Genomic DNA, 20,019 nt, shown 5'->3' with positions numbered 1-20,019 from the left:
TATAAACAGACAGTATTGTAGCTTGCCATGACTGTCCTCGCGTCCCACGCCGACTTCCCACTGCCGCCCCAGGTCTGGCGGGGCAGGGAGCTCGCGCAGGCGCAGGAAAGGACGCTTTCCAGCGGCCACGCGGCACTCGATGCCCAGCTGCCGGGGGAAGGCTGGCCGGTGGGCCACCTCATCGAGGTGCTGCAGCGCGAAGCACAGCAGCATGTGTGGCAGCTCACCGGTCCCGCCGTGGGGAAGCCATGCGCCGCACGGGCCATCCCGCGGTGCTGGTGCAGCCACCTTACCAGCCTTTCGGTCCCTCCCTCCGGGGCCAGGGCATTTCCCCGAGCAGCTGCTGTGCGTGCAGGCCGACAAGGCGCAGGCCCGCCTGTGGGCGGCGGAACAGGCGCTCAAGTGCGCCGAGGTCTGCGTCGTGCTCGCCTGGTTGCCGCAGGCCCGCACCGAGGAACTGCGGCGCCTGCACCTGTGCGCGCAATCGGGCGAGAAGCTGCTGTTCGTGTTCCGCGGGGTGGAGGCGCGCGCGCAGTCCTCGCCGGCGCGGGTGCGGCTGCTGGTGCAGGCCCACGCGCAACTGGAGGTGCAGATCCTCAAGCGCAGGGGGCCGCCCCTGCTGGTTCCGCTGCAGTTGCGCACGCACCCCCAGAAGCTGTCCGCCTTGCTGGCGGCCCGCAAGTCCCGGCGCAGCAGCATCGTCCTTCCCTTCGAATTCACCGGATCGCATGTACTGGATCGCACTGCATCCCTCGCGGAATGAGGACGCGACGGCCTGGGCCTGGCGCTGCCTGCAGTTCACGCCCCGGGTCGCCTTCGTGGACGAAGCGGTCCTGCTGGAAGCGGGTGCCTCCGAACGCCTGTTCGGAGGCCGCAGGAACCTGTTGCGCGCGCTGCTGAAAGGCCAGCCCGAACTGGAATTCGCCGGCTGGGCGAGCGGCGCGACTTCGCTGGTCGCATTGGCGAAGTCGCGAGTGAAGCTGCAAGGCGGCGAGCTGCCCGACCCTCTTCCGGAAGGACTGCCGCTGCTGCACTTCACGGCAGCACGGCCCCACCTGCCCACCCTGGAGCGCATCGGCTGCACCACCCTCGGCCAGCTGCGCAGCCTGCCCCGCGCGGGGGCTGAGCCGCCGCTTCGGCGCGGAATTGCTGCAGGCGCTGGATGCGGCTTTCGGGCAGCGGCCGGAACGCTATGCGTGGGTCGCGCTGCCGGCCACCTTCGACCAGAAGCTCGAACTGCAATCCCTCGCGACCTCCGCTCCCGACCTGCTGTTCACGGCGCAGCACCTGCTCACGCGATTGCAGATGTGGCTGCAGGCCCGCAACCTCGGCGCGCTCGCGGTGGAACTGGAATGGACGCTGGACCTGCGCAAGCTGGATGGCAAGCCCCTGCCACCGACCGAGAAGATCGCGCTGCGCACGGCGCAAGCGACGCAGGACATGAAGCACCTGCGGCGGCTGGCGTCCGAGCAGCTGGCACGCAGCTGCCTGTCCGCGCCGGCCAACCAGCTGCGCCTGCGCACCCTGGAGACCACGCCCTGGGGCGGCCTCACCACCAGCCTGCTGCCCGAGGACAACAAGCCGGGCGAAAAGCTGCACCAGCTGGTGGAGCGGCTGAGCGTGCGGCTGGGCGAGAAGAACGTCACCGTGCCGCAGGCCTTGCAGGACCACCGGCCCGAGTGCATGCAGCAGTGGCTGCCCGCCCGGACCGCGGGGGCAGCGGCGGCCATCCAGCAAGCGGGAGGAGATGCGCTGTTGCCGCCCTGGCTGCTGCGTGAACCCCTGCGCCTGCAGGTGAAGGGCGACAAGCCCTGCTACCAGGGGCCGCTGCAACTGCTCACGCGCGCGCGCAGGCTGGAAGCCGCCTGGTGGGATGCGCAGCGCAGGGAGCCGGCCGTGCGCGACTACTTCATCGCCCGCAGCGCATCGGCGGGGCTGCTGTGGGTGTTCCGCGAGCGGCTGGCGGCCGAACAGGAGCGCGCGCAGTGGTTCCTGCACGGCGTGTACGCCTGAGGAGGAGCGCATGTCCTGGTTGCCGGATTACGCGGAGCTGCACTGCCTCTCCAACTTCAGTTTCCAGCGTGGTGCCTCGCACCCGCAGGAGCTGGTGCAGCGCGCGCACGAACTGGGCTACACCGCACTGGCGATCACCGACGAATGCTCGGTGGCCGGCGTGGTGCGCGCGCATGGGGAAGCGAAGAAGCTCGGGTTGAAGCTGCTGCTGGGTGCGGAGTTCGCCCTCGACGGCTTCCGGCTGGTGGCGCTGGCGCGCAACGTCACGGGCTGGGGCAACCTGTGCGAGTTCATCACGCTGGCGCGGCGGGTGGCCGAGAAGGGCGAGTACGTGTGCACGCGCGAGGGCAGCGATTTTTCCCTGCTGCGCGAATGCGAGATCCTGCTCGCACCTTCGCAAGACTTGTCCACGGACGCGATCACGGAACGACTGGAATGGGCCCGCAGCCATTTCGGCCGCAGCCTCTGGCTGGCCGCCGAACTGCTGCTCGATGGCGAAGACGACCTCTGGCTCAAGAAGCTGCAGGAGGCGGGCGAGGAAAGCGGGGTGCCTCTCGTTGCGGCGGGCGACGTGCACATGCACGCGCGCTCGCGCAAGCCGATGCAGGACGTGATGACGGCGGTGCGCCTGGGCAAGCCGGTGTCGGATTGCGGCTTCGGACTGCAGGTGAATGCCGAGCGCCACCTGCGCCACCGCATGCGCCTGGCCTCGCTCTATCCGCAGGAACTGCTGGAAAGCACCGTGGAAGTCGCGGACCGCTGCAGCTTCAGCCTGGAGGAGATCAAGTACCAGTACCCGCTGGAAACGGTGCCCGCGGGATGCACCCCGCGCCAGGCGCTGCGCCGCTTCACGATCGAAGGCGCGGGCCAGCGTTATCCGCAGGGCGTGCCCTGGCGGGTGCGCAAGCAGCTGGTGCGCGAACTCGACCTGATCTCCGACTGCGCCTACGAGATGTTCTTCCTGACCGTGCACGACATCGTGCGTTTCGCGCGCTCGCAGGACATCCTGTGCCAGGGCCGGGGTTCGGCGGCGAATTCCGCGGTCTGCTACTGCCTGGGCATCACCGCCGTCGATCCGGCCCGCTCGAACCTGCTGTTCGAACGCTTCATCAGCCGCGAGCGCAAGGAGCCACCGGACATCGACGTCGATTTCGAGCACGAGCGGCGCGAGGAGGTGATCCAGTACATCTACCGCAAGTACGGCCGGGACCGGTCGGCCATCGCGGCGGTGGTCGCCACCTACCGGGCGCGCAGTTCGATCCGCGACGTGGGCAAGGCCATGGGCATTCCCGAGCAGATGGTCGATGCCTTCGCCAAGGACCATTTCTGGTTCGACGAGCGCGGCCTGCGCGTGCAGAAACTCTCCGCGCTCGCGGCCCACCTGCAGCTGGAGGTGCCGGCGAAATCGCTGGCCCTGTGGATGGAGCTGTCCGAGGAGCTGATGGGATTTCCCCGGCACCTGAGCCAGCACGTCGGCGGCTTCGTGCTCACGCAGGGCAAGCTCACGCGGCTGGTGCCGGTGGAGAACGCGGCGATGAAGGACCGGTCCGTGATCCAGTGGGACAAGGACGACCTGGACGAGATGGGCCTGCTCAAGGTGGACGTGCTGGCGCTGGGCATGCTCACCGCCATCCGCCGCTGCCTGGCCTTCGTGGGGCAGCGCCGCGGCCGTCCGTTCACGCTCACCGACATCCCGGACAAGGACCAGCCCACCTTCGACATGATCTGCCGGGCCGACACGGTGGGCGTGTTCCAGATCGAGAGCCGCGCGCAGATGTCCATGCTGCCGCGCCTGAAGCCCCGGGAGTTCTACGACCTGGTGATCGAGGTGGCGATCGTGCGGCCCGGCCCGATCCAGGGCGGCATGATCCATCCCTACCTGAAGGCGCGGGAGCGACTGCGCCAGGGGCAGGCGATCCGCTACGAAAGCGAGGAGCTGCGGCCCGCGCTGGAGCGCACGCTGGGCATCCCGATCTTCCAGGAGCAGGTGATGCAGATCTCGATGATCGCCGCCAGCTTCTCCGCCGACGAAGCCGACCAGCTGCGCCGCTCCATGGCCGCCTGGAAACGCAGCGGCGGCGTCCACAAGTTCCAGGACCGCCTGATCGACGGCATGCTGGCCAAGGGCTACCGCCGCGAGTTCGCCGAAAGCATCTTCCAGCAGATCCTGGGCTTCGGCGAATACGGCTTCCCCGAAAGCCACGCCTACAGCTTCGCGCTGCTGGCGTACGACTCCAGCTGGCTGAAATGCCACGAACCCGAATGCTTCCTGGCCGCGATGCTCAACTCGCAGCCCATGGGTTTCTATGCGCCCTCGCAGTTGATCCAGGATGCGCAGCGGCATGGCGTGCAGGTGCTGCCGGCGGATGTCTGCCATTCGGACTGGGACTCCAAATTGGGGTCAGATTCCAATTTCCCGCGTCCCGCGGTGCGCCTCGGCCTGCGCCTCATCGGCTCCCTCAGCGAAGCAGGCGGCCGGCGCATCGTCGATGCGCGCGCGGAACGTTCCTTCGAGGGCGTCGAGGACCTGGCCCTGCGCGCGCAGCTCGACCTGAAGGACCTCAACGCGCTGGCCGCCGGCGATGCCCTGAAGTCCCTCGCAGGCCACCGCCGCCAGCAGGTCTGGGAAGCCTCCGCGCAGCAGAAGGCCCCCGGCATGCTGCGCGACGCCCCGATCAACGAACAGCAGTTGCTGCTGCCGGCCGCCAGGGAAGGCGAGGAGATCTTCTTCGACTACGCTTCCCTCGGCTTCACGCTGCGCAAGCACCCCGTGGCCTTGCTGCGTCCCCGCCTGGCCCGCATGAAGCTGCTCAGCGCCGGCGAGCTGCACGACCTGCCGCACAACCGCCGCGTCGGTGCCTGCGGCATCGTCACCGTCCGCCAGCAGCCGCAGACCGCCAAGGGCACCATCTTCGTGACCCTCGAGGACGAGACGGGACCGGTCAACGTGATCGTCTGGAAGCACGTGCGCGAGCAGCATCGCGATGCCTTGCTGCAATCGAAGCTGCTGGCCGTGCGCGGTGTCTGGCAGCGGGACGTGGACAGCGGCGGGCAGGTGCGGCACCTGATCGCGGAAAGGCTGGAGGACCTGACGCCCTTGCTGGGAAGGCTGGGGACGCTGGGCGCCAGCCGGGACTTTCACTGAGCGATGAGGCCGACGCGAAGTGCGTCTGCGCAACACATCCCCGGGCATCTCAGGCGCATTGGCGGGAATGCAGAAACCCGCCTATATCCTTGCTGCACCAAGTCAAAGAGGGAGGAAAAGGATGATCAGACTGCGTGCTGCGACGATTGCTGCAGCCATCACGTTGATGCTGCCCCTTGCCTGGGCCGGGAACCAGCCAAGCCCTGGAGAGAAGGAAAAACTGGACCAGGCGCGCACCCTCATCGCAAACTACTACGGCGATTCGAGCCTGCTGCAACGCGCAGCAACCATCGTCTCGGAGGTGCTCAGGAAGAACCCGAATTCGTCGGCCGGGTATGTGGAAGCGGCGCGCATCACCATCAAGGGCGGTCACATCGTTTCCGACCAGTTTGCGCCAGGCACGAAGGACGCCTACCGCTTCCTGGTCCTCAAGGCGCTGGAACTCGATCCCGACAACGTGAGGGCGCTGTCGCTCAGGGCCGAGATCTACCTCTTTTCGGGCGCCAACGTGGAAGCAGTCAAGACCATCCACCGCGGGCTCGAGCTCGCACCCGGGGATCCGTGGCTGAAGCTCAATCTCGCCGAGTACTACAGGGCCATCGGCTGGGGCCCGCAACGGGGCGAGACCCTCAACTCCATCCTGACGCCTGCCTGCGACAGCGATCCCGACTATCGCCGCGCGTGCGTCATCTCGCTCCAGGCGCAGATCAGCAGGTTCGCCCATCCGGAGAACCAGGACCTGGTCCGCTCGCTGGCAAAGCGCCTTCTCGAGCTGAGGAATCCCCGCGACGCCTGGGTGCTCGGCGCCCTTTCGTACCACTTCACGCAAGCGGACCTGCTCGATCAATCGATCGAGTACGGCAGGCAAGCCTTGCAGGTGATGGACCACGGCGTCGCCCGCTTGAACCTGGCAGCGGCGCTCTATGCGAAAGCCGCGCTGCTGCAGAAGGAGGGACGTCCGAACGGCGAGCTCCTGGGGAAGCCGATGCACTGGGAGTCCCGGAGGAGCGCGTGCTCGACTGGTACCACAGGAATTCGGAATCGGTCCAGGCGCATGCGCCGCGGGTGCTGCAACTGTTCGAGAGCCGGAGTGTCCGCCGGCCGGTTCCGCCCCGAGAGGTCCCCGCGCGGTCCAAGGCCAAGACCTGACCGGACCTGGCAGGCCACCCCGGTAGCCCTCCATCACAGTCTTCACCCCTGCTTTGCAACAGGATGTCGTCCGCCACCGCCCTGCCGCGTTGAACAGGAAAGCGAAGGAGGTGCCCATGATGGACTCTCGAGGTGCAGGCAACGGACCTTTCCGGTTGTGCTTCCGTTCGCTGTTCGCAAGTGGCCGGGGCTACGCCTTCCCCTGCGACGGCGCGGGCAGGGTGGACCTGGACGGGTTGAGCGACACGGCACGCAACAACTACCTCTACGCCCGCGCGATGGTGGGCAAGGAACTGGCCGTCCCTGCGGTGGAAGCGGAGGAGCCGAAGGCGGGCTAGTTGGCGGACTACGCGGTGGAGCACTACCGCGCATTGCGGACCGCGTTGACCGGGCCCGCGGGCCTGGCCCCCTGGAGCGTGTCGGCGAACTGCGCGCGGACCAGTACGGGATCCGCACGCGCGTCGCCATCGACGGCCAGCCGGTCAAGCTGGAAATCGTGCTGGAAGGCCGCATCGCCTTCGAGACCCCTGCGCAGGACGACGTCGTCTGCGGGGTCAGCACCCTGGCGGACCTCGACCTGGCGACCGACCGCATGAAGATGCGCGAGGGCTGGCTGGATCGCTGCATGCAGGCCATGGCGATGCGCGATCCGAAGGCGGTGGTGTGGCAGCGGATCCGGGCGCTCGGGAGGCACCGGGCGAGCGCCCGGCATCCCCTCTTCACTTCAGGAATTCCGGCGAGATCAGCCCCGGCAGGAACAGCACCAGCTGCGGCCAGACGATCACCAGCACCAGCACGCCGATCATTGGCAGCAGCATCAGCATCACGTCCTTCAGCGCATCGGCCATGCGCATTTCGGCGATCTTGCAGCAGATCATCAGGCACAGCCCGTAGGGCGGCGTCACCAGCCCGAAGGCCAGCGACACGATGCCGATCATCGCGAAGTGCACCGGGTCGATGTGCGCGGCGGCGGCGATGGGTTGCAGGATGGTGCCCACGATGATGATGGCCGGGATGGCGTCCAGGAAGCAGCCGACGACCAGGAACACGAAGGCGATGAACAAGCCCGTGGCCACCCAGCCCATGCCCCAGGCCGAGACACCGGAGAGCAGGGCCTGCGGGATCTTGTAATACGCCATCAGCCAGCCGAAGGCGCTGGCCGTGCCCACGCAGAACAGCGTGACCGAGGCGAACTTGCCCGTGTCGGCAAAGGCGTGCAGCACGCCCTTGAGGTCGATCTCGCGGTACACGAAGATCGACAGCGCGCCGGCGTAGAGCACCGCCACGGCCGCCGACTCGGTGGCGGTGAACCAGCCGAAGATCTTGCCGCCGATGATGATCACCGGGGTCATGAGCGCCGGCACGGACACGGCCGCCGACTTCAGGAACTCGACGAAGGTGGCACGCGGATAGGTCGGGTACTTGCGCAGCTTCGCGTAGGCATGGACGGTGGCCATCTGCACCGCCACCAGCAGCAGGCCGGGGATGATGCCGGCCAGGAAGAGGGCGCCGATCGACACCGACAGCACGCCGCCCCAAACGATCATCAGGATCGAGGGCGGGATGATGACCGCCAGCACCGACGACACGGCCGTGATCGCCACCGAGAAGCTGTCGTCGTAGCCCTCGCGGCGCTGCGCCTCGATGAAGATCTTCGACTGGCTGGCCGCGTCCGCCGTCGACGAGCCGGAGATGCCCGCGAAGAACAGCGACAGCACCACGTTGATCTGCGCCGCGCCAGCCCTCCGGGGAAATGGCCCACCATCGTGCGCGACAACTTGAGCAGCCGGTCCGTGATGCCGCCCACGTTCATCAGGTTGGCGGTGAGCAGGAAGAAGGGCACCGCCAGCAGGATGAAGGAGTTGTAGGCGTTGAAGGTCTCGCTCATGAGCGCCATGGCGGACAGGCGCGGCTCGATCAGCAGGATCGGCAGGCAGGCCAGCCCGAGCGCGAAGGCCACCGGCACGCGCAGCGCCATGAGCCCGAAGAACACGAAGAAGAGGATGGCGCTGGCGACCGCGGGCGACAGGACGGCGCCGTTCATGCGGGCAGCCTGCCGGTGAGCACGCCGATCTCGTCGGCCACCTGCTCGCCGAGGAAGACGATCCAGGCCAGGCCGGTCAGTGGCCAGGCCACGTGGATCGTCCACAGGGGCAGTTCGGCCAGCTCGGAGATGCGGTAGAGGGCGAAGCGCGTGAACTCGACGCCCGCCACCACGAACACCAGCGCGAACACCAGCGTGCACAGGTGCGTGACCAGGTTCAGCGCCGCATTCATGCGCGGCGAGGGCTGGCGCCAGATGTCCACGTTGAAGTGCGCCATCTCGCGCACGCCCACCATCGCGCCGATCATGATCATCCAGATGAAGAGGAAGCGCGCGAGCTCCTCGGTCCAGATGTAGGGCGGGATCAGGTCCGTGTAGCGCGAGACGATCTGCATCGTCACCGGCACGATCAGCACCATCACGGTGGCGATCAGCAGCCAGTCCAGGAGCCGTGCGAAGCCGGCGGTGAAGCGGCGCCAGGCCCCGCCCGCGGCGCTCACTTGGTGGCGTTGATCTTGGTGTAGATCGCCTCGGCGCCGATCTCCTTGGCGTAGGCCGCGATCACCGGGTCCACCAGCGCCTTCATCTTCGCGCGGTCGGCGAAGGCGATGCGCTTGAGCTTGCCGGCCTTCTCCATGGCGTCCAGCTTGGCGCCGTCCTCGGACGACTCGATCTGCCGGCCGTAGGCCCCGGCTTCCTTGCCCGCGCGGACGATGGCGCGCTGCAGGTCGGGCGGCAGCGTCTTGAAGGTCTTGCCCGAGAAGCACAGGGGCCGGATCGTGATGGCGTGCTGCGTCATCAGCAGGTTGGGCGCCACCTCGTTGAACTTCATCTGCTCCACGCCCGCGGCCTCGTTCTCGCCGGCGGAGATCACCCCGTTCTGGATGGCGTTGTAGACCTCGTTGTAGGCGATCACCGTGGGCGCCATGCCCACGGCGGTGAAGGCGCGGCTCCAGATCGGAGCGCCCTGCACGCGCACCTTCAGTGCCTTGATGTCGTTCAGGTTGGACGCCGGCTTGTTGGAGAAGATGTTGCGCACGCCGCCGCCGGCGTAGCCGATCAGCATCACGTCCGCGCGCTGCGCGATCTCGTCGGCGATCGGCTTGAAGGTATCGGCATCCAGCACCTTATTCCAGTGCGCGAGGTCGCGGAACAGGAAAGGCGCGTCGATGAAGGGGGCTGCCTTGGAGAAGGTGGACATGTGCGCCGGCGACACCACCGCGTAGTCGACCGCCTTGCCCTGGGACATGTACTCGAAGTACTGCTTCTCGAGGCCCAGCTCGCTGTTCTTGTGCAGGACGAAGTTGACCGGCTTGCCGTAGTACTTCTTCACCAGCTCCTCGAACTTCACCATGGTCTTGGTGAAGGCGTGGTCGTCGTTGAACTGCGAGGCCCCGTGCAGCGTGATGGCCTGCTGGGCGCCGGCCGGCAGGGCGATGCCGCCCAGCGCCAGGGCCAGCGCGGACGCGGCCAGGAGGGAACGACGGACTCCGTGAAATGCGCGTTTCATGGCTGCTGTCTCCTGAGTGAACCCTGGGAAAATGCCGGTCCATTCTAGGAATCGCGCCGCGCGGGTGTGGACTGTTTGCGCGCTTTGGCTAGGGGCAAGCGATATTGACAGGACCCCTCAGGGTGGCGTCGTGCCGAATCGATCGACCTCTTCGCGCGAAGGCATCGCCGCCTGCGCCCCGGGCCGCGTCACGCAGATCGCGGCCGCCTTGATCGCGTGGCGCACGGCTTCGGGCATGGCCCGGCCTTCCACCAGCAAGGCCGCGAGCGCGCCGATGAAGGTGTCGCCCGCCGCGGTCGTGTCCACGGGCTGCACCCGCACGGCGTCGAAGTGCTGCGATCCCTCCGGCGACACCCAGGTCACGCCGTGCTCGCCCAGCGTGACCAGCACCTCGCGCGGACCTCGACGGCACAGTGCCGCGGCCGCATGGGCCGCGTTGTCCAGACTGACGGCCGGCAGCCCGGCCAGCATGCGGGCCTCGGTTTCGTTCACCACCAGGATGTCGACCAGCGGCCAGAGTGCCGCCGGCAGCTCCCGTGCCGGGGCCGGATTGAGCAGCACCGCGCAGCCGGCCGCGCGCGCCCCTCCGCGGCCCGCACCACGGCCTCCATGGGCACTTCCAGTTGCAGCAGCAGCAAGGACGCATCCTGCAACCGCGGCCGCAAGGCTTGCGCATCGGCGATGCCGACCGCGGCATTCGCCCCGGGGATCACCGCGATGCAGTTCTGCGCACCGTCGTCGACCATGATCATGGCGACGCCGGTGCCTTGTCCCTCGGCGGTGGCGACGCCGTCGGCCGCCACGCCTTGCGCGGCCAGGGCCGCGCGCAATTCCGCGGCGAAGCCGTCGTTGCCGACGCGCCCCACCATCTCCACCCGCGCGCCCTGGCGCGCGCAGGCGACCGCCTGGTTCGCGCCCTTGCCGCCCGGGTTGGAGAGGAAGCCGTGGCCCATGAGGGTCTCGCCCGGCTCCGGCATGCGCGGGACACGGGCCACCAGGTCCATGTTCAGGCTGCCGAAGACGACGACCTTGCGGCGCACGGCGTCCGTCTTCACTTGAACGCGCTGTCCATCTCGTGGAGCTTGGCGACGCGGCGGCGGTGGTCCTCGTTGTCGACGAACTTCGCATCCAGGAAGGAGCCGACCAGGTCGTTGGCCAGCCAGGGGCCGACGATCTGGGCGCCGATGCACATGACGTTCACGTCGTCGTGCTCCACGCTCTGGTGCGCCGAGTGGATGTCGTGGCAGACCGCGGCGCGGATGCCGCGCACCTTGTTGGCCGCGATCGAGGCGCCGACGCCGGTGCCGCAGACCATGATGCCGCGCTGCGCCTCGCCGGACAGCACCTTGGAGGTCAGCGCCCCCGCGATGTCCGGGAAGTCGACCGGCTTCGGGTCGTGGCTGCCGACGTCGATCACCTCGTGGCCGAGCGCCTTGACGTGGGCGATCACCGCCCCCTTGAGTGCCCAGCCCGCGTGGTCCGAGCCGATGACGATCTTCATGTGCTTCCTTGGTCGCGATCAGTTGGTCATGGAGGCGGGCAGGGCCACGCCGTAGTACTTCTTGTAGATGTCGCTCAGCTTGCCGTTCTTCAGGTTGGCGGTGACCCACTCGTTCAGCTTGGCCTGCAGGCGCGGCTCGCCCTGCTTGGTGCCGATGGCCAGGTCGAAGTTGCGGATCACGAACTTCGGCTCCCAGGGCTTGTTCGGGCTCTTGCTGGAGATGGCGTTGACCAGCGCGACCGAGGTGGCGACCGCTTCGGCCTGGCCGGTGGCGCCCGCCGTCACCATGGTCGCGTCGTCGTCGTAGCGCACGACCTTGAAGCCCTTGTCGTTGGCCATGGCGCTGAGCTCGGTGTCCTGCGTGGTGCCGCGGGTGACGGTGACGCTCTTGCCCTTCAGGTCGGCCCAGTCCTTGATCGCGGTGGCCTTGGGCGCGCCCACGACCGACTGCAGCACGGCGTAGGGCTTGGAGAAGTCGATCACCTTGGCGCGCTCCGGCGTGACGGACAGCGTGGAGATGATGATGTCGGCCTTGCCGGTGTTGACGTTGGGGATGCGGGTGGCGCCGGTGGTGGGCACCCAGACGATCTCCAGGCCCCAGTCCTTGGCCAGCAGCTTGGCCGTCTCCACGTCGGAGCCGCTGGGCTGCATGTTGGCATCCATCATGCCGGCGGGCGGGATCGCGAAGTCGGTGGAGATGCGGATCTTCTTGGACTTCATGATGTCGTCCAGCAGGTCGGCATGGGCGCCCATCGCGGCGACGGTCAGGCAGGTCGCCACGAGGGCGGAACGGAACAGGGTCATGGTGTCTCCTGGGTCTTCTCTGGTTGAAAAACGGGTCTACAGCTCGCTCTGCACGAACTGCTTCAATTCGGGTGTCGTGGGGTTGGTGAGGATGTCGGCGCTGCCTTGTTCCCACACGCGGCCGGCGTTCATGAACACCACCTGGTCGGCCACGCGGCGCGCGAAGGCCATCTCGTGCGTGACCATCACCATGGTCATGCCGCCGGCGGCCAGTTCCTCGATCACCTTGAGCACCTCGCCGGTGAGCTCGGGGTCGAGCGCCGAGGTCACTTCGTCGAACAGCATCACCTTGGGCTGCATCGCCAGCGAGCGGGCGATCGCCACGCGCTGCTGCTGGCCGCCGGACAACTGCTCCGGATACGCGGTCGCTTTCTCGCGCAGGCCCACCTTGGCCAGCACGCTGTGCGCGAGTTCGCGCGCGGCTGCCTTGTCCAGGCCCTTGGCGGCGCGCGGCGCCAGCATGATGTTCTCTTCGATGTTCAGGTGCGGGAACAGGTTGTAGCTCTGGAAGACGATGCCCACGTCCAGGCGCAGGGCCTTGAGGTCCACGTGCGGGTCGTCCACGCGCCGGCCGCACACCGTGATCTCGCCGCTGTCGACGGTCTCCAGCCGGTCGATGCAGCGCAGCGCCGTGCTCTTGCCCGAGCCGCTGCGGCCGATGATGGCCGTGACCTGGCCGCGCTGCGCCTCCAGGTTGACGCCGGCCAGCACCTTGTGCGCGCCGAAGCTCTTGTGCACGTCGCGCAGCACCACGGCCGCGCCGCTCTCGTTGGTCGGAGTGTTCATGTGAGGGACAGGGTGGCGGGCTGCGGCAGCGGCGTGGCGCCGGCCTGCTGCAGCGGTGCGGCGCGGCGCTCCAGGCGCTGGCTCCAGCGGGACAGGGGATAGCACATCGCGAAGTACATGGCGGCGATGACCAGGTAGATCAGGAAGGGCTCGAACACCGAGTTGTTGATCAATTGCCCGGAGCGCGCGAGCTCCACGAAGCCGACGACCGAGGCGAGCGAGGTGTTCTTGACGATCTGCACCATGAAGCCCACGGTGGGCGGCGTGGCGATGCGCACGGCCTGCGGCAGCACCACCAGCCGCATGCGCTGGATGCGCGTGAGCGCCAGGCACTCGGCCGCTTCCCATTGCGCGCGCGGAACGGATTCGATGCAGCCGCGCCAGATCTCGCCGAGGTACGCGCCGACGTAGACCGTCAGCGACACGCCGGCGGCGGCCAGCGGCGAGATGGTCAGGCCCAGCACCGGCAGCCCGAAGAAGGTCATGAACAGGATCACCAGCAGCGGCGTGCCCTGGATCAATTGCACGTAGCCGGCGGTGAGCACGCGCACGGCCTTCACCGGCGACACCCGGCACAGCGCCACCGCCAGCCCGAGCAGGCCGCCGCCGACGAAGGCGATCAGCGACAGGCCGACGGTCCAGGCCGCGCCCTGCAGCAGGAACCACAGGTGGTTGGCGGTCAGGGCGGTGCTCACAGCGTGGTCCCCAGCCGGCGGCGGCGCGGGAACAGCATGAGTCCCAGTCCCCAGAAGCCGGCGCGCATCGCCAGCGACAGCAGCACGTAGGCCAGCCCGACCAGCACGTAGGTCTCCAGCGGGCGGTAGGTGTCCGACTGCACGAAGTTGGCGACGGCCGTCAGTTCCTCGGCGGAGATCTGCGAGCAGACCGAGGAGGCGAGCATCAGCAGCACGAACTGGCTGGTGAGCGCCGGGTACACGCGCTCCATCGCCGGCAGCAGCACCACGTGCCAGTACACCTGCCGGCGGCTCAGCGCCAGGCACTCGGCCGCCTCGAGCTGCCCCTTGTGGATGGAGTCGAAGCCGGCCCGCATGATCTCGGTGGCATAGGCGCCCACGTTGATGGTCAGCGCCGCCAGCGCCACGGTGAAGGCCGGCAGCTTCAGGCCCAGGCTGGCCAGGCCGAAGTACACCAGGAAGATCTGCACCAGCAGCGGCGTGTTGCGGATCACCTCGACGTACACGGTGGCGCCCCGCTGCGCCCATCCGAGCTTGCTGCGCTTGCCGATCGCGCACAAGGTGCCGATGGCGAAGCCGATCAGCGTGGCGCCGGTCGCGAGCTTCATGGTCATCGCCGCGCCGTCCAGGAACATGGGCCAGCGCGAAAGGACCGCGGCGAAGTCCAGCGTCACTGCCGCACCTGCCCGCTCATGCGGTCGTACACGCGGAACAGCGCCTGGTTGCCGTTGCCGCCCTCGCCATGCGCGCGCGTCCAGATATTGCGTGGTGACCAGCGCGGTGGCGGGCAGGGGCACGTTGGTTTCCTGCGCCTGCTGCGCGACCAGCCGCAGGTCTTTCAGCATCAGGTCGATGCGGAAGCCCGCGGAGGCGTCGCCCTCGATCATCTGCGGCCCGAGCTTGTCCAGCATCCACGACGCAGCGGAGCCTCCCAGCAGAACCTTGCGCAGCTGCTGCAGGTCGACACCCGCGGCGCGGCCCAGGGCGAGCGCTTCGCAGATCGCCTGGATGTTGATGCCGCAGATCAGCTGGTTGCACAGCTTCACGGTCTGGCCCGCGCCGCTCTCGCCGACGTGCGTGATGGTGGTGCCCATGCCGGCGAAGAAGCGCTGCGCCTGCGCGAAGGCCGCGGCTTCGCCACCGGCCATGATCGACAGGGTGGCGTTCTTCGCGCCGACCGGGCCGCCCGACACCGGCGCGTCGATGAAGGCGACGCCGGCGCGCGCCAGGTCGGCATGCATGCGGCGCACCGCGCCAGGGGCGATGGTGCTCATGTCGATCACCAGCCGGCCTTCGGGCGGGTTGGCCAGCAGGCCGCCATCGCCGTAGACGACGGCTTCCACGTCCGGCGTGTCGGGCAGCATGGTGATGACGGCGTCGGCACCGCGGCTCGCGTCCGCGACGCTCGCGGCGGCGCGGATGCCGAAGGGCGCCAGCGCCTCGGCCGCCTCGCGCCGCACGTCGTACGCGGCCACCCGGTGGCCGGCCTTGGCGAGGTTGATCGCCATCTCGCGGCCCATGGTGCCGATGCCGATGAAGCCGACGGCGCCGGCGGTGGTCTGCGTCATTGCGTGGTCTCTTTCGTCTTGCGGGCCCGCGCGGGCGCGGCCGCCGGCCGGCTGGGCGCCAGCGCCTTCTGCCGGCGAAGGTCGTCGCCGATGCGGAAATGCTGGCGCAGCGCCTGGTCCGCCGCGTCCTCGTCGCCGTCGATCACGGCCTGCAGCAGGTGGCGGTGGTCCTCGACCACGGTGCGCTTCATGGCCTCGTCGTGGTGGTCGCCCACCAGCTGGCGGCGGTCGCGGTGCGAGCGCGTCAGCAGGGTGGCCATCGCGCCATACAGCTGGATCAGCGTGTCGGACTTGCTGGCGCGCACCAGCGCCAGGTGGAAATCGAAGTCGGCCAGGCCGCCGTGCGTGGCGTCGTCCACGGTCGCCTCGATCGAGTCCAGCGCATCGCGCATGCGTTCGATGTCGGCGGTGGTGGCGCGCTGGCAGGCCAGGCGGATCGCCTGGCACTCCAGAGCGATGCGGGCCTGCATCACGTCGTCGATCGCGTCGGGCACCTGCGCGAGCGAGAAGGCGAACACGTCGCCCAGCACGGAGACGTCGGGCCGGCAGACCACCGTGCCCACGCGCTCGCGGATCTCCACCACGCCCATCATCGACAGGGCGCGCAGCGCCTCGCGCACGATCGGCCGGCTGACGCCCAGCTGCAGGGCCAGCTCGCGCTCGGGCAGCAGGCGGTCGCCATTGCGGATGCTGCCGTCCAGCAGCTGCTCGCGCAGGAAGTCGAACACCTTGGAAAAGCCGCTGCCCTGCGGCTCGGAACCGGCGCGGGTGATGTTCGGCGCCTTGGGTCTTGTCATGACCGTGGTTTTACCAGCGGCTGACCAAAAGGCGCTCAGGGGATTCCCGGAGGGCCGGACGGTTAGAATCGCGCCAGTCCCGCGGGCGTCGTTCAATGGCAGGACCTGAGCTTCCCAAGCTCAAGACGTGGGTTCGATTCCCATCGCCCGCTCCATAGTTCTGCAAGTGCTTGATATGCTTGCTGTTTCTGTGGGACGACGCACCGACTCGCATGTCTGCTACGAAAGCAGGCTACGAAATGGGTGCTCAGTATCTCTACCGCCGCGCCAGCGGCACCTACTTTGTCCGTCTCTGCGTCCCGGCGCGTCTGAAGCACGCGGTGGGCAAGGGCGAGATCCACCGCTCCACAGGCTGTCGGGACCTCCGGTTGGCGAAGATCGTCGCCGCGGAGATCGCGGCGCATTGGCATCGGGCGATTGAAGCGGTACAGGCTATGGACGCGGCGAAGATCAAGGCAGGGTCGATCTCCCTTCTGGGGAACGGTTTCATCGGTTTGGAGAAGGCCGCGGCGGAGCTGGGTGCCGCTCCTCCCGCCGACCTGGCCGCGCGCCTTGCAGATCGCGGTGCGCGGTTCTACGTCGACGCCCGGGACTGGCAGGGTTGGGCGCTCGATTCGATCTACGACAGCGTCGAGTACGAGCACGACGAGTTCGGGCGGGCGTCGATGGTTCTTCCCCCGCGAGACGGGGTCCCGACGGTCTTCGGAGGTCGCGCGCGGATCCGTCATCGCGAGGAGGCACTGCAAGCAGCCGAAGGTGCTGCGCGGGTGTGCCAGTTCCTGGCTTGGCCGTCGCAGGAACGTGGCTTCGTTGTGGACCTGCCGGGGCAACTCGTCACGTCCTCGGAGCTGCTAGTCGAACGAGAAGCAGTTGAGAGTCTGCGGGACTCCTTGGCTTCACAGCTCAGGCCTGATGCGACCCCTGCCAACGCGGTTCTCTCAGAGGCTGCGCCTGCGGGCATGCGTTTCTCCGACCTCGTCGTGGAGTTCCTGAAACGCAAGAAGGGCGACTGGAAGGAAGACCAAACAGAACGCAAGATGGATCAGTGCCGGGCGTTCCAAGAGCTGATGGGCGACCCCCTGATGTCGGAGATCACGAGGCCGCTGGTGCGTCGATTCTCCGACGAGCTGGGCAAGCTCCCCAGCAACCGAGGCGCAGTGCGCCGGCGATTCAAGTGCCCCGAGGCTGGGTTCCGCGAGCTGATTGACCTCGCGGATACGCATGCCCTGGCCCGGATCACCCCGGACTCGCATCGTCGCTTCATGGATGGGATCTCCGAAGTCTTCAGTTGGGCGGTGAAAGAGACCCACCTCTCGATGAACCCCGCCATTGGCCTTGGCATGGAGATTCAGAAGAAATCCACCGGCGGTAAGTCAAAGGCGCAGGACCAGCGCGATGCCTTCTCCGACGCTGATCTCGCCCAAATCTTCGGCGCTGAGTGGTTCTTAAAGGGGGCTGGCACTCCCACTCCTGAGGGCCGCTTCCACTCATACCGGCCGCACTACTACTGGTTGCCCCTCTTGGCACTCTACACCGGCGGCCGACTCAACGAGCTTGCACAGCTGTACTTGAGTGATCTGGTGGAGGAGGGTGGCGTCTGGTATGTGGACTTCAACCTGAACGCTGATGACAAAGTGGCAGCAGACGACGACGCGAACGCCGCAGAGGACAAATCCCTCAAGACTGTGAACGCTGAGCGAATTGTCCCACTTCACCAACACCTCATCGAGCTCGGGTTGCTTCAGTACGCGGCGGCCCTGCGGGAGGCTGGCGAAGTCAGACTGTTCCCGAGTTGCGGGCACGACAAGCGCAAGGGCTATGGCAAGGCTGCGGGGAGCTGGTTCAACGAGCGCTTCCTGGGAAACCGACTCAAGATGGAGCGCAATGGCCGCAAGACCTTCCATTCCTTTCGGCACAACTTTGCCACCGCCTTAGGTGTGGCCGACGTGCCTCGTCCTGTTAAGTCGGACCTGATGGGACACTCGCGCAGTAACGCACTGGTGGAGTCCAGGTATGACAAGGGTGCCCAACTCTTAAAGCTGGCGGAGTACGTGGCGGCTCTCTCTTATGGACTCCCCGCAGTTGCACGTTTCTCGGTCAAAGCGGGAATGGATGCCGTCCGCGACGCCTTGCGCCTGAAGAAAAGCCATCGGCGCCAGTGACAGCCGCGGCGTGAAGGGCGCTGGGCGGGTCCTCCGAATGCCGGTTTTGTTCGCCCCGCCAGTTGCGGCATCATGCTATGTGCCTGCACGGTCGGACGTCCCATGTATCTCCAGCATCCCAGCAGAAGGTTGAACGAGCTCTTTCGGGCACGCCCTTTCCAGGGCGCAGAGCCAAAGCAAGCCCAATTGATCTTCGTGGGTCTGGATGCAAATTACGCAGCGGACATCGAAGGGACTCCGGCATTCGAGACTATTCTGGACTACCACCGGGATGGACCGGCGTTCTGGCGCAAGCACGGCGTCCATCACCCGTTTCTGCTGCCTGGATACCGTGGCGACGGGCGTAGATACCACCTGAATTTCTCTCGCATTGGTCTCACCGCCGAAGATGCCGAGAGGGTCTCATTCATCGAGTTGCTCCACGTGCCGACCACCGGGAGAAGCAAGCTGACACTTGACGATCTGGCCCAGTATCACGTGAACACAATCAAGTCTCTGCTGACTGACGGTAAGCCAAGGAATGTGTTCGTGTCATCAGGAGTTCTTCAGCTGATGGTCTCAGGGGGTTTCTTCCGACCGTTGCGAAGGCGAGCTCGCCCAGCGATGTGCTACCCGCAATTCACAAAGGTGAGGGAGTCACCATTTACCGTCACCTTCACTTCTCTAACTATGGGAAGTTCCAGGCGAAGATGGATGCGGAGGCTGCGGCAATCGCGCGCATAGCTTGCAGGGTGATGTGACGGCGACCATCACCTCGGGCAATCGGCGGGCCGAGATGGCGCTGCGGGTGGAATAGGGCTGTGGGCCACATGGGCGTCTAAGGCGTCGGCTCGCTGGAAACCAGGAACGTGGCGGCGCTCAATGGATTAGCGACCTACCTTGGGTATGCTCCTCCAATATGGTCGACCTCACAAACTACGCTGGACACACACCACTCCCACCCCAGGTCGCTGCCTTCTGCAACCTGCTTGAGAACGAAGGTTTCACAATCGGAACAAGTGATCGAGGGCGCGCGGGGAGGCGTTGGACGCTACGGGTGGAGTGGCGCGGCGTGTACGTCGGCTATATGAAGGACCGAATGTGGAACAGCGGCCATGTGCTGGGTTACCGATTCGCCGCTGGAACTCCCGAAGCGGCTAACGCTTGTCCGACCGGTTTTGATTTGGAAATGTTCAGCCGCCGGCACGGATGCGACGCGGACGCTTTCTTCGTTCGGAAGGAACCGGATGCATGGTATCTGCGGGTGTGCGATGTGGATATTGCCTTAGAACTGCTGCTCGCAACGGCAGCACGCATCGATGAACAGATCTTCGGAGGCGATGCCGATTCGAGTACGTCCGAAGTCGAACAGGATCTGGACCAGATTCGTGGCCGCGCCGACATTCCAGCGACGACGCGGGACCAGCTGGTACTGGCTCGGGTCGGTCAAGGCAAATTCCGACGGGATCTGGAGAGGGTTTTCAAGAATCGCTGCGCCGCAACAGGCTTGGGCCTGCGCCAGGCTCTTCGAGCCTCGCACGTTCTGCCGTGGAGGAGCGCCACCGACGAACAGCGGCTTGACCCAAACAACGGTTTGCTGTTGTCCGCGAACCTCGATGCGCTGTTTGACAAGCATCTAGTCTCATTCGACCGAGAGGGCACGATTCGCGTTTCCCCGCTAATCACCGTCGGAGAGCGCCTTCTCCTCGGACCATTACACGACCTGGCCAAGGAGCCATCCGCCGAGCAGTGGCATTATCTCGAGCAGCACAATGCTGCCTATGACGAAAGCACCAGGCGACGGGAGGAACTCGATGACAGCGACTAGCGGACAGCCTGAATAGTTGCCTACGAAACCGCAGCGAT

18 protein-coding genes, 1 tRNA gene and 2 pseudogenes are annotated in these 20,019 nt (G+C 66.9%); 7 read left to right on the top strand and 14 right to left on the bottom strand.

The annotated features are described in order from the left end of the window. Positions 1 to 349: 349 nt before the first annotated feature. The 4 genes from HK415_RS11225 to HK415_RS11210 all read left to right on the top strand — a co-directional run bounded on the left by HK415_RS11225 (position 350) and on the right by HK415_RS11210 (position 6,645). Positions 350 to 763, top strand: coding sequence for a hypothetical protein (locus HK415_RS11225; protein ID WP_171559061.1), 414 nt, complete (start codon positions 350 to 352; stop codon positions 761 to 763). A 383-nt stretch (positions 764 to 1,146) separates the two neighbouring features. Continuing rightward, a complete protein-coding gene (locus HK415_RS11220) occupies positions 1,147 to 2,013 on the top strand; it encodes a DNA polymerase Y subunit UmuC family protein (protein ID WP_253261846.1) in 867 nt (288 codons plus the stop codon). Between the two features lie 10 nt (positions 2,014 to 2,023). Beyond that, positions 2,024 to 5,158: an error-prone DNA polymerase gene (locus tag HK415_RS11215; RefSeq protein ID WP_216369773.1), complete on the top strand. Its 3,135-nt coding sequence runs from the start codon at positions 2,024 to 2,026 to the stop codon at positions 5,156 to 5,158. A gap of 1,304 nt (positions 5,159 to 6,462) precedes the next feature. Beyond that, entirely contained in the window at positions 6,463 to 6,645 is a 183-nt protein-coding gene (locus HK415_RS11210) for a hypothetical protein (protein WP_309246663.1), read from the top strand. Positions 6,646 to 6,668: 23 nt separating this feature from the next. Here HK415_RS11210 and HK415_RS11205 read toward each other — a convergent pair whose 3' ends face one another. The 14 genes and pseudogenes from HK415_RS11205 to HK415_RS11150 all read right to left on the bottom strand — a co-directional run bounded on the left by HK415_RS11205 (position 6,669) and on the right by HK415_RS11150 (position 16,012). Next, entirely contained in the window at positions 6,669 to 7,019 is a 351-nt protein-coding gene (locus tag HK415_RS11205) for a hypothetical protein (protein ID WP_171559054.1), read from the bottom strand. A 7-nt stretch (positions 7,020 to 7,026) separates the two neighbouring features. Then, a complete protein-coding gene (locus HK415_RS11200; protein ID WP_216369772.1) occupies positions 7,027 to 8,028 on the bottom strand; it encodes a TRAP transporter large permease in 1,002 nt (333 codons plus the stop codon). 41 nt (positions 8,029 to 8,069) lie between these two features. Then, positions 8,070 to 8,351, bottom strand: a pseudogene (locus HK415_RS25905) (TRAP transporter large permease subunit); the annotation flags it as partial. Continuing rightward, positions 8,348 to 8,851: a TRAP transporter small permease gene (locus HK415_RS11195; RefSeq protein ID WP_216369771.1), complete on the bottom strand. Its 504-nt coding sequence runs from the start codon at positions 8,849 to 8,851 to the stop codon at positions 8,348 to 8,350. The gene HK415_RS11195 and the pseudogene HK415_RS25905, both read right to left, overlap by 4 nt. Beyond that, positions 8,848 to 9,861 (bottom strand): TRAP transporter substrate-binding protein, encoded by a 1,014-nt coding sequence (locus HK415_RS11190; protein ID WP_171559051.1) that lies wholly within the window; start codon positions 9,859 to 9,861, stop codon positions 8,848 to 8,850. The genes HK415_RS11195 and HK415_RS11190 overlap by 4 nt, the downstream gene beginning before the upstream one ends. Before the next feature lie 117 nt (positions 9,862 to 9,978). Next, complete coding sequence (locus HK415_RS26320; RefSeq protein WP_309246662.1) at positions 9,979 to 10,422, bottom strand: PfkB family carbohydrate kinase; 444 nt, start codon at positions 10,420 to 10,422, stop codon at positions 9,979 to 9,981. Beyond that, positions 10,350 to 10,916, bottom strand: coding sequence for a PfkB family carbohydrate kinase (locus HK415_RS26315; protein WP_309246661.1), 567 nt, complete (start codon positions 10,914 to 10,916; stop codon positions 10,350 to 10,352). The genes HK415_RS26320 and HK415_RS26315 overlap by 73 nt, the downstream gene beginning before the upstream one ends. Then, on the bottom strand, positions 10,913 to 11,362 hold the full coding sequence (rpiB, locus tag HK415_RS11180; protein ID WP_171559047.1) for a ribose 5-phosphate isomerase B: 450 nt from the start codon (positions 11,360 to 11,362) through the stop codon (positions 10,913 to 10,915). Before rpiB ends, HK415_RS26315 begins: the two co-directional genes overlap by 4 nt. Before the next feature lie 18 nt (positions 11,363 to 11,380). Further along, complete coding sequence (locus HK415_RS11175) at positions 11,381 to 12,166, bottom strand: transporter substrate-binding domain-containing protein (RefSeq protein ID WP_171559044.1); 786 nt, start codon at positions 12,164 to 12,166, stop codon at positions 11,381 to 11,383. A 36-nt stretch (positions 12,167 to 12,202) separates the two neighbouring features. Then, positions 12,203 to 12,952, bottom strand: a complete 750-nt coding sequence (locus HK415_RS11170) for an amino acid ABC transporter ATP-binding protein (RefSeq protein WP_171559040.1) — start codon at positions 12,950 to 12,952, stop codon at positions 12,203 to 12,205. Beyond that, the gene (locus HK415_RS11165) at positions 12,949 to 13,647 is read right to left on the bottom strand and encodes an amino acid ABC transporter permease (protein ID WP_171559035.1); all 699 of its coding nucleotides are present in this window, start codon (positions 13,645 to 13,647) and stop codon (positions 12,949 to 12,951) included. The genes HK415_RS11170 and HK415_RS11165 overlap by 4 nt, the downstream gene beginning before the upstream one ends. Then, entirely contained in the window at positions 13,644 to 14,282 is a 639-nt protein-coding gene (locus HK415_RS24980; RefSeq protein ID WP_171563348.1) for an amino acid ABC transporter permease, read from the bottom strand. Before HK415_RS24980 ends, HK415_RS11165 begins: the two co-directional genes overlap by 4 nt. A gap of 102 nt (positions 14,283 to 14,384) precedes the next feature. Next, positions 14,385 to 15,215: pseudogene (locus HK415_RS24975) on the bottom strand (NAD(P)-dependent oxidoreductase); the annotation flags it as partial. Beyond that, entirely contained in the window at positions 15,212 to 16,012 is an 801-nt protein-coding gene (locus HK415_RS11150; RefSeq protein WP_171559032.1) for a FadR/GntR family transcriptional regulator, read from the bottom strand. The gene HK415_RS11150 and the pseudogene HK415_RS24975, both read right to left, overlap by 4 nt. 81 nt (positions 16,013 to 16,093) lie before the next feature. Between HK415_RS11150 and HK415_RS11145 the strand changes: the two genes are divergently transcribed. From HK415_RS11145 to HK415_RS11135, 3 genes are all read left to right on the top strand, one after another. Continuing rightward, positions 16,094 to 16,167, top strand: a tRNA-Gly gene (locus tag HK415_RS11145). A gap of 84 nt (positions 16,168 to 16,251) precedes the next feature. Continuing rightward, positions 16,252 to 18,174, top strand: a complete 1,923-nt coding sequence (locus HK415_RS11140; protein ID WP_171559027.1) for a site-specific integrase — start codon at positions 16,252 to 16,254, stop codon at positions 18,172 to 18,174. Between the two features lie 1,051 nt (positions 18,175 to 19,225). Continuing rightward, entirely contained in the window at positions 19,226 to 19,981 is a 756-nt protein-coding gene (locus tag HK415_RS11135) for an HNH endonuclease (RefSeq protein WP_216369769.1), read from the top strand. The last annotated feature ends 38 nt before the right edge of the window (positions 19,982 to 20,019 follow it).

Source organism: Ramlibacter montanisoli (assembly GCF_013087525.1).
Lineage (GTDB): Bacteria > Pseudomonadota > Gammaproteobacteria > Burkholderiales > Burkholderiaceae_C > Ramlibacter > Ramlibacter montanisoli.
The sequence above is the reverse complement of the archived record's forward strand: the minus strand, read 5'-3'. Positions and strand labels throughout refer to the sequence as shown.

Bases quoted from the DNA above. Each gene is read 5' to 3' on its own strand.
- HK415_RS11215 (WP_216369773.1), top strand. From the start codon at position 2,024: ATGTCCTGGTTGCCGGATTACGCGGAGCTGCACTGCCTCTCCAACTTC.
- HK415_RS11205 (WP_171559054.1), bottom strand. From the start codon at position 7,019: ATGCCGGGCGCTCGCCCGGTGCCTCCCGAGCGCCCGGATCCGCTGCCA.
- HK415_RS11190 (WP_171559051.1), bottom strand. From the start codon at position 9,861: ATGAAACGCGCATTTCACGGAGTCCGTCGTTCCCTCCTGGCCGCGTCC.
- rpiB (WP_171559047.1), bottom strand. From the start codon at position 11,362: ATGAAGATCGTCATCGGCTCGGACCACGCGGGCTGGGCACTCAAGGGG.
- HK415_RS11175 (WP_171559044.1), bottom strand. From the start codon at position 12,166: ATGACCCTGTTCCGTTCCGCCCTCGTGGCGACCTGCCTGACCGTCGCC.
- HK415_RS11170 (WP_171559040.1), bottom strand. From the start codon at position 12,952: ATGAACACTCCGACCAACGAGAGCGGCGCGGCCGTGGTGCTGCGCGAC.
- HK415_RS24980 (WP_171563348.1), bottom strand. From the start codon at position 14,282: ATGTTCCTGGACGGCGCGGCGATGACCATGAAGCTCGCGACCGGCGCC.
- HK415_RS11150 (WP_171559032.1), bottom strand. From the start codon at position 16,012: ATGACAAGACCCAAGGCGCCGAACATCACCCGCGCCGGTTCCGAGCCG.
- HK415_RS11140 (WP_171559027.1), top strand. From the start codon at position 16,252: ATGGGTGCTCAGTATCTCTACCGCCGCGCCAGCGGCACCTACTTTGTC.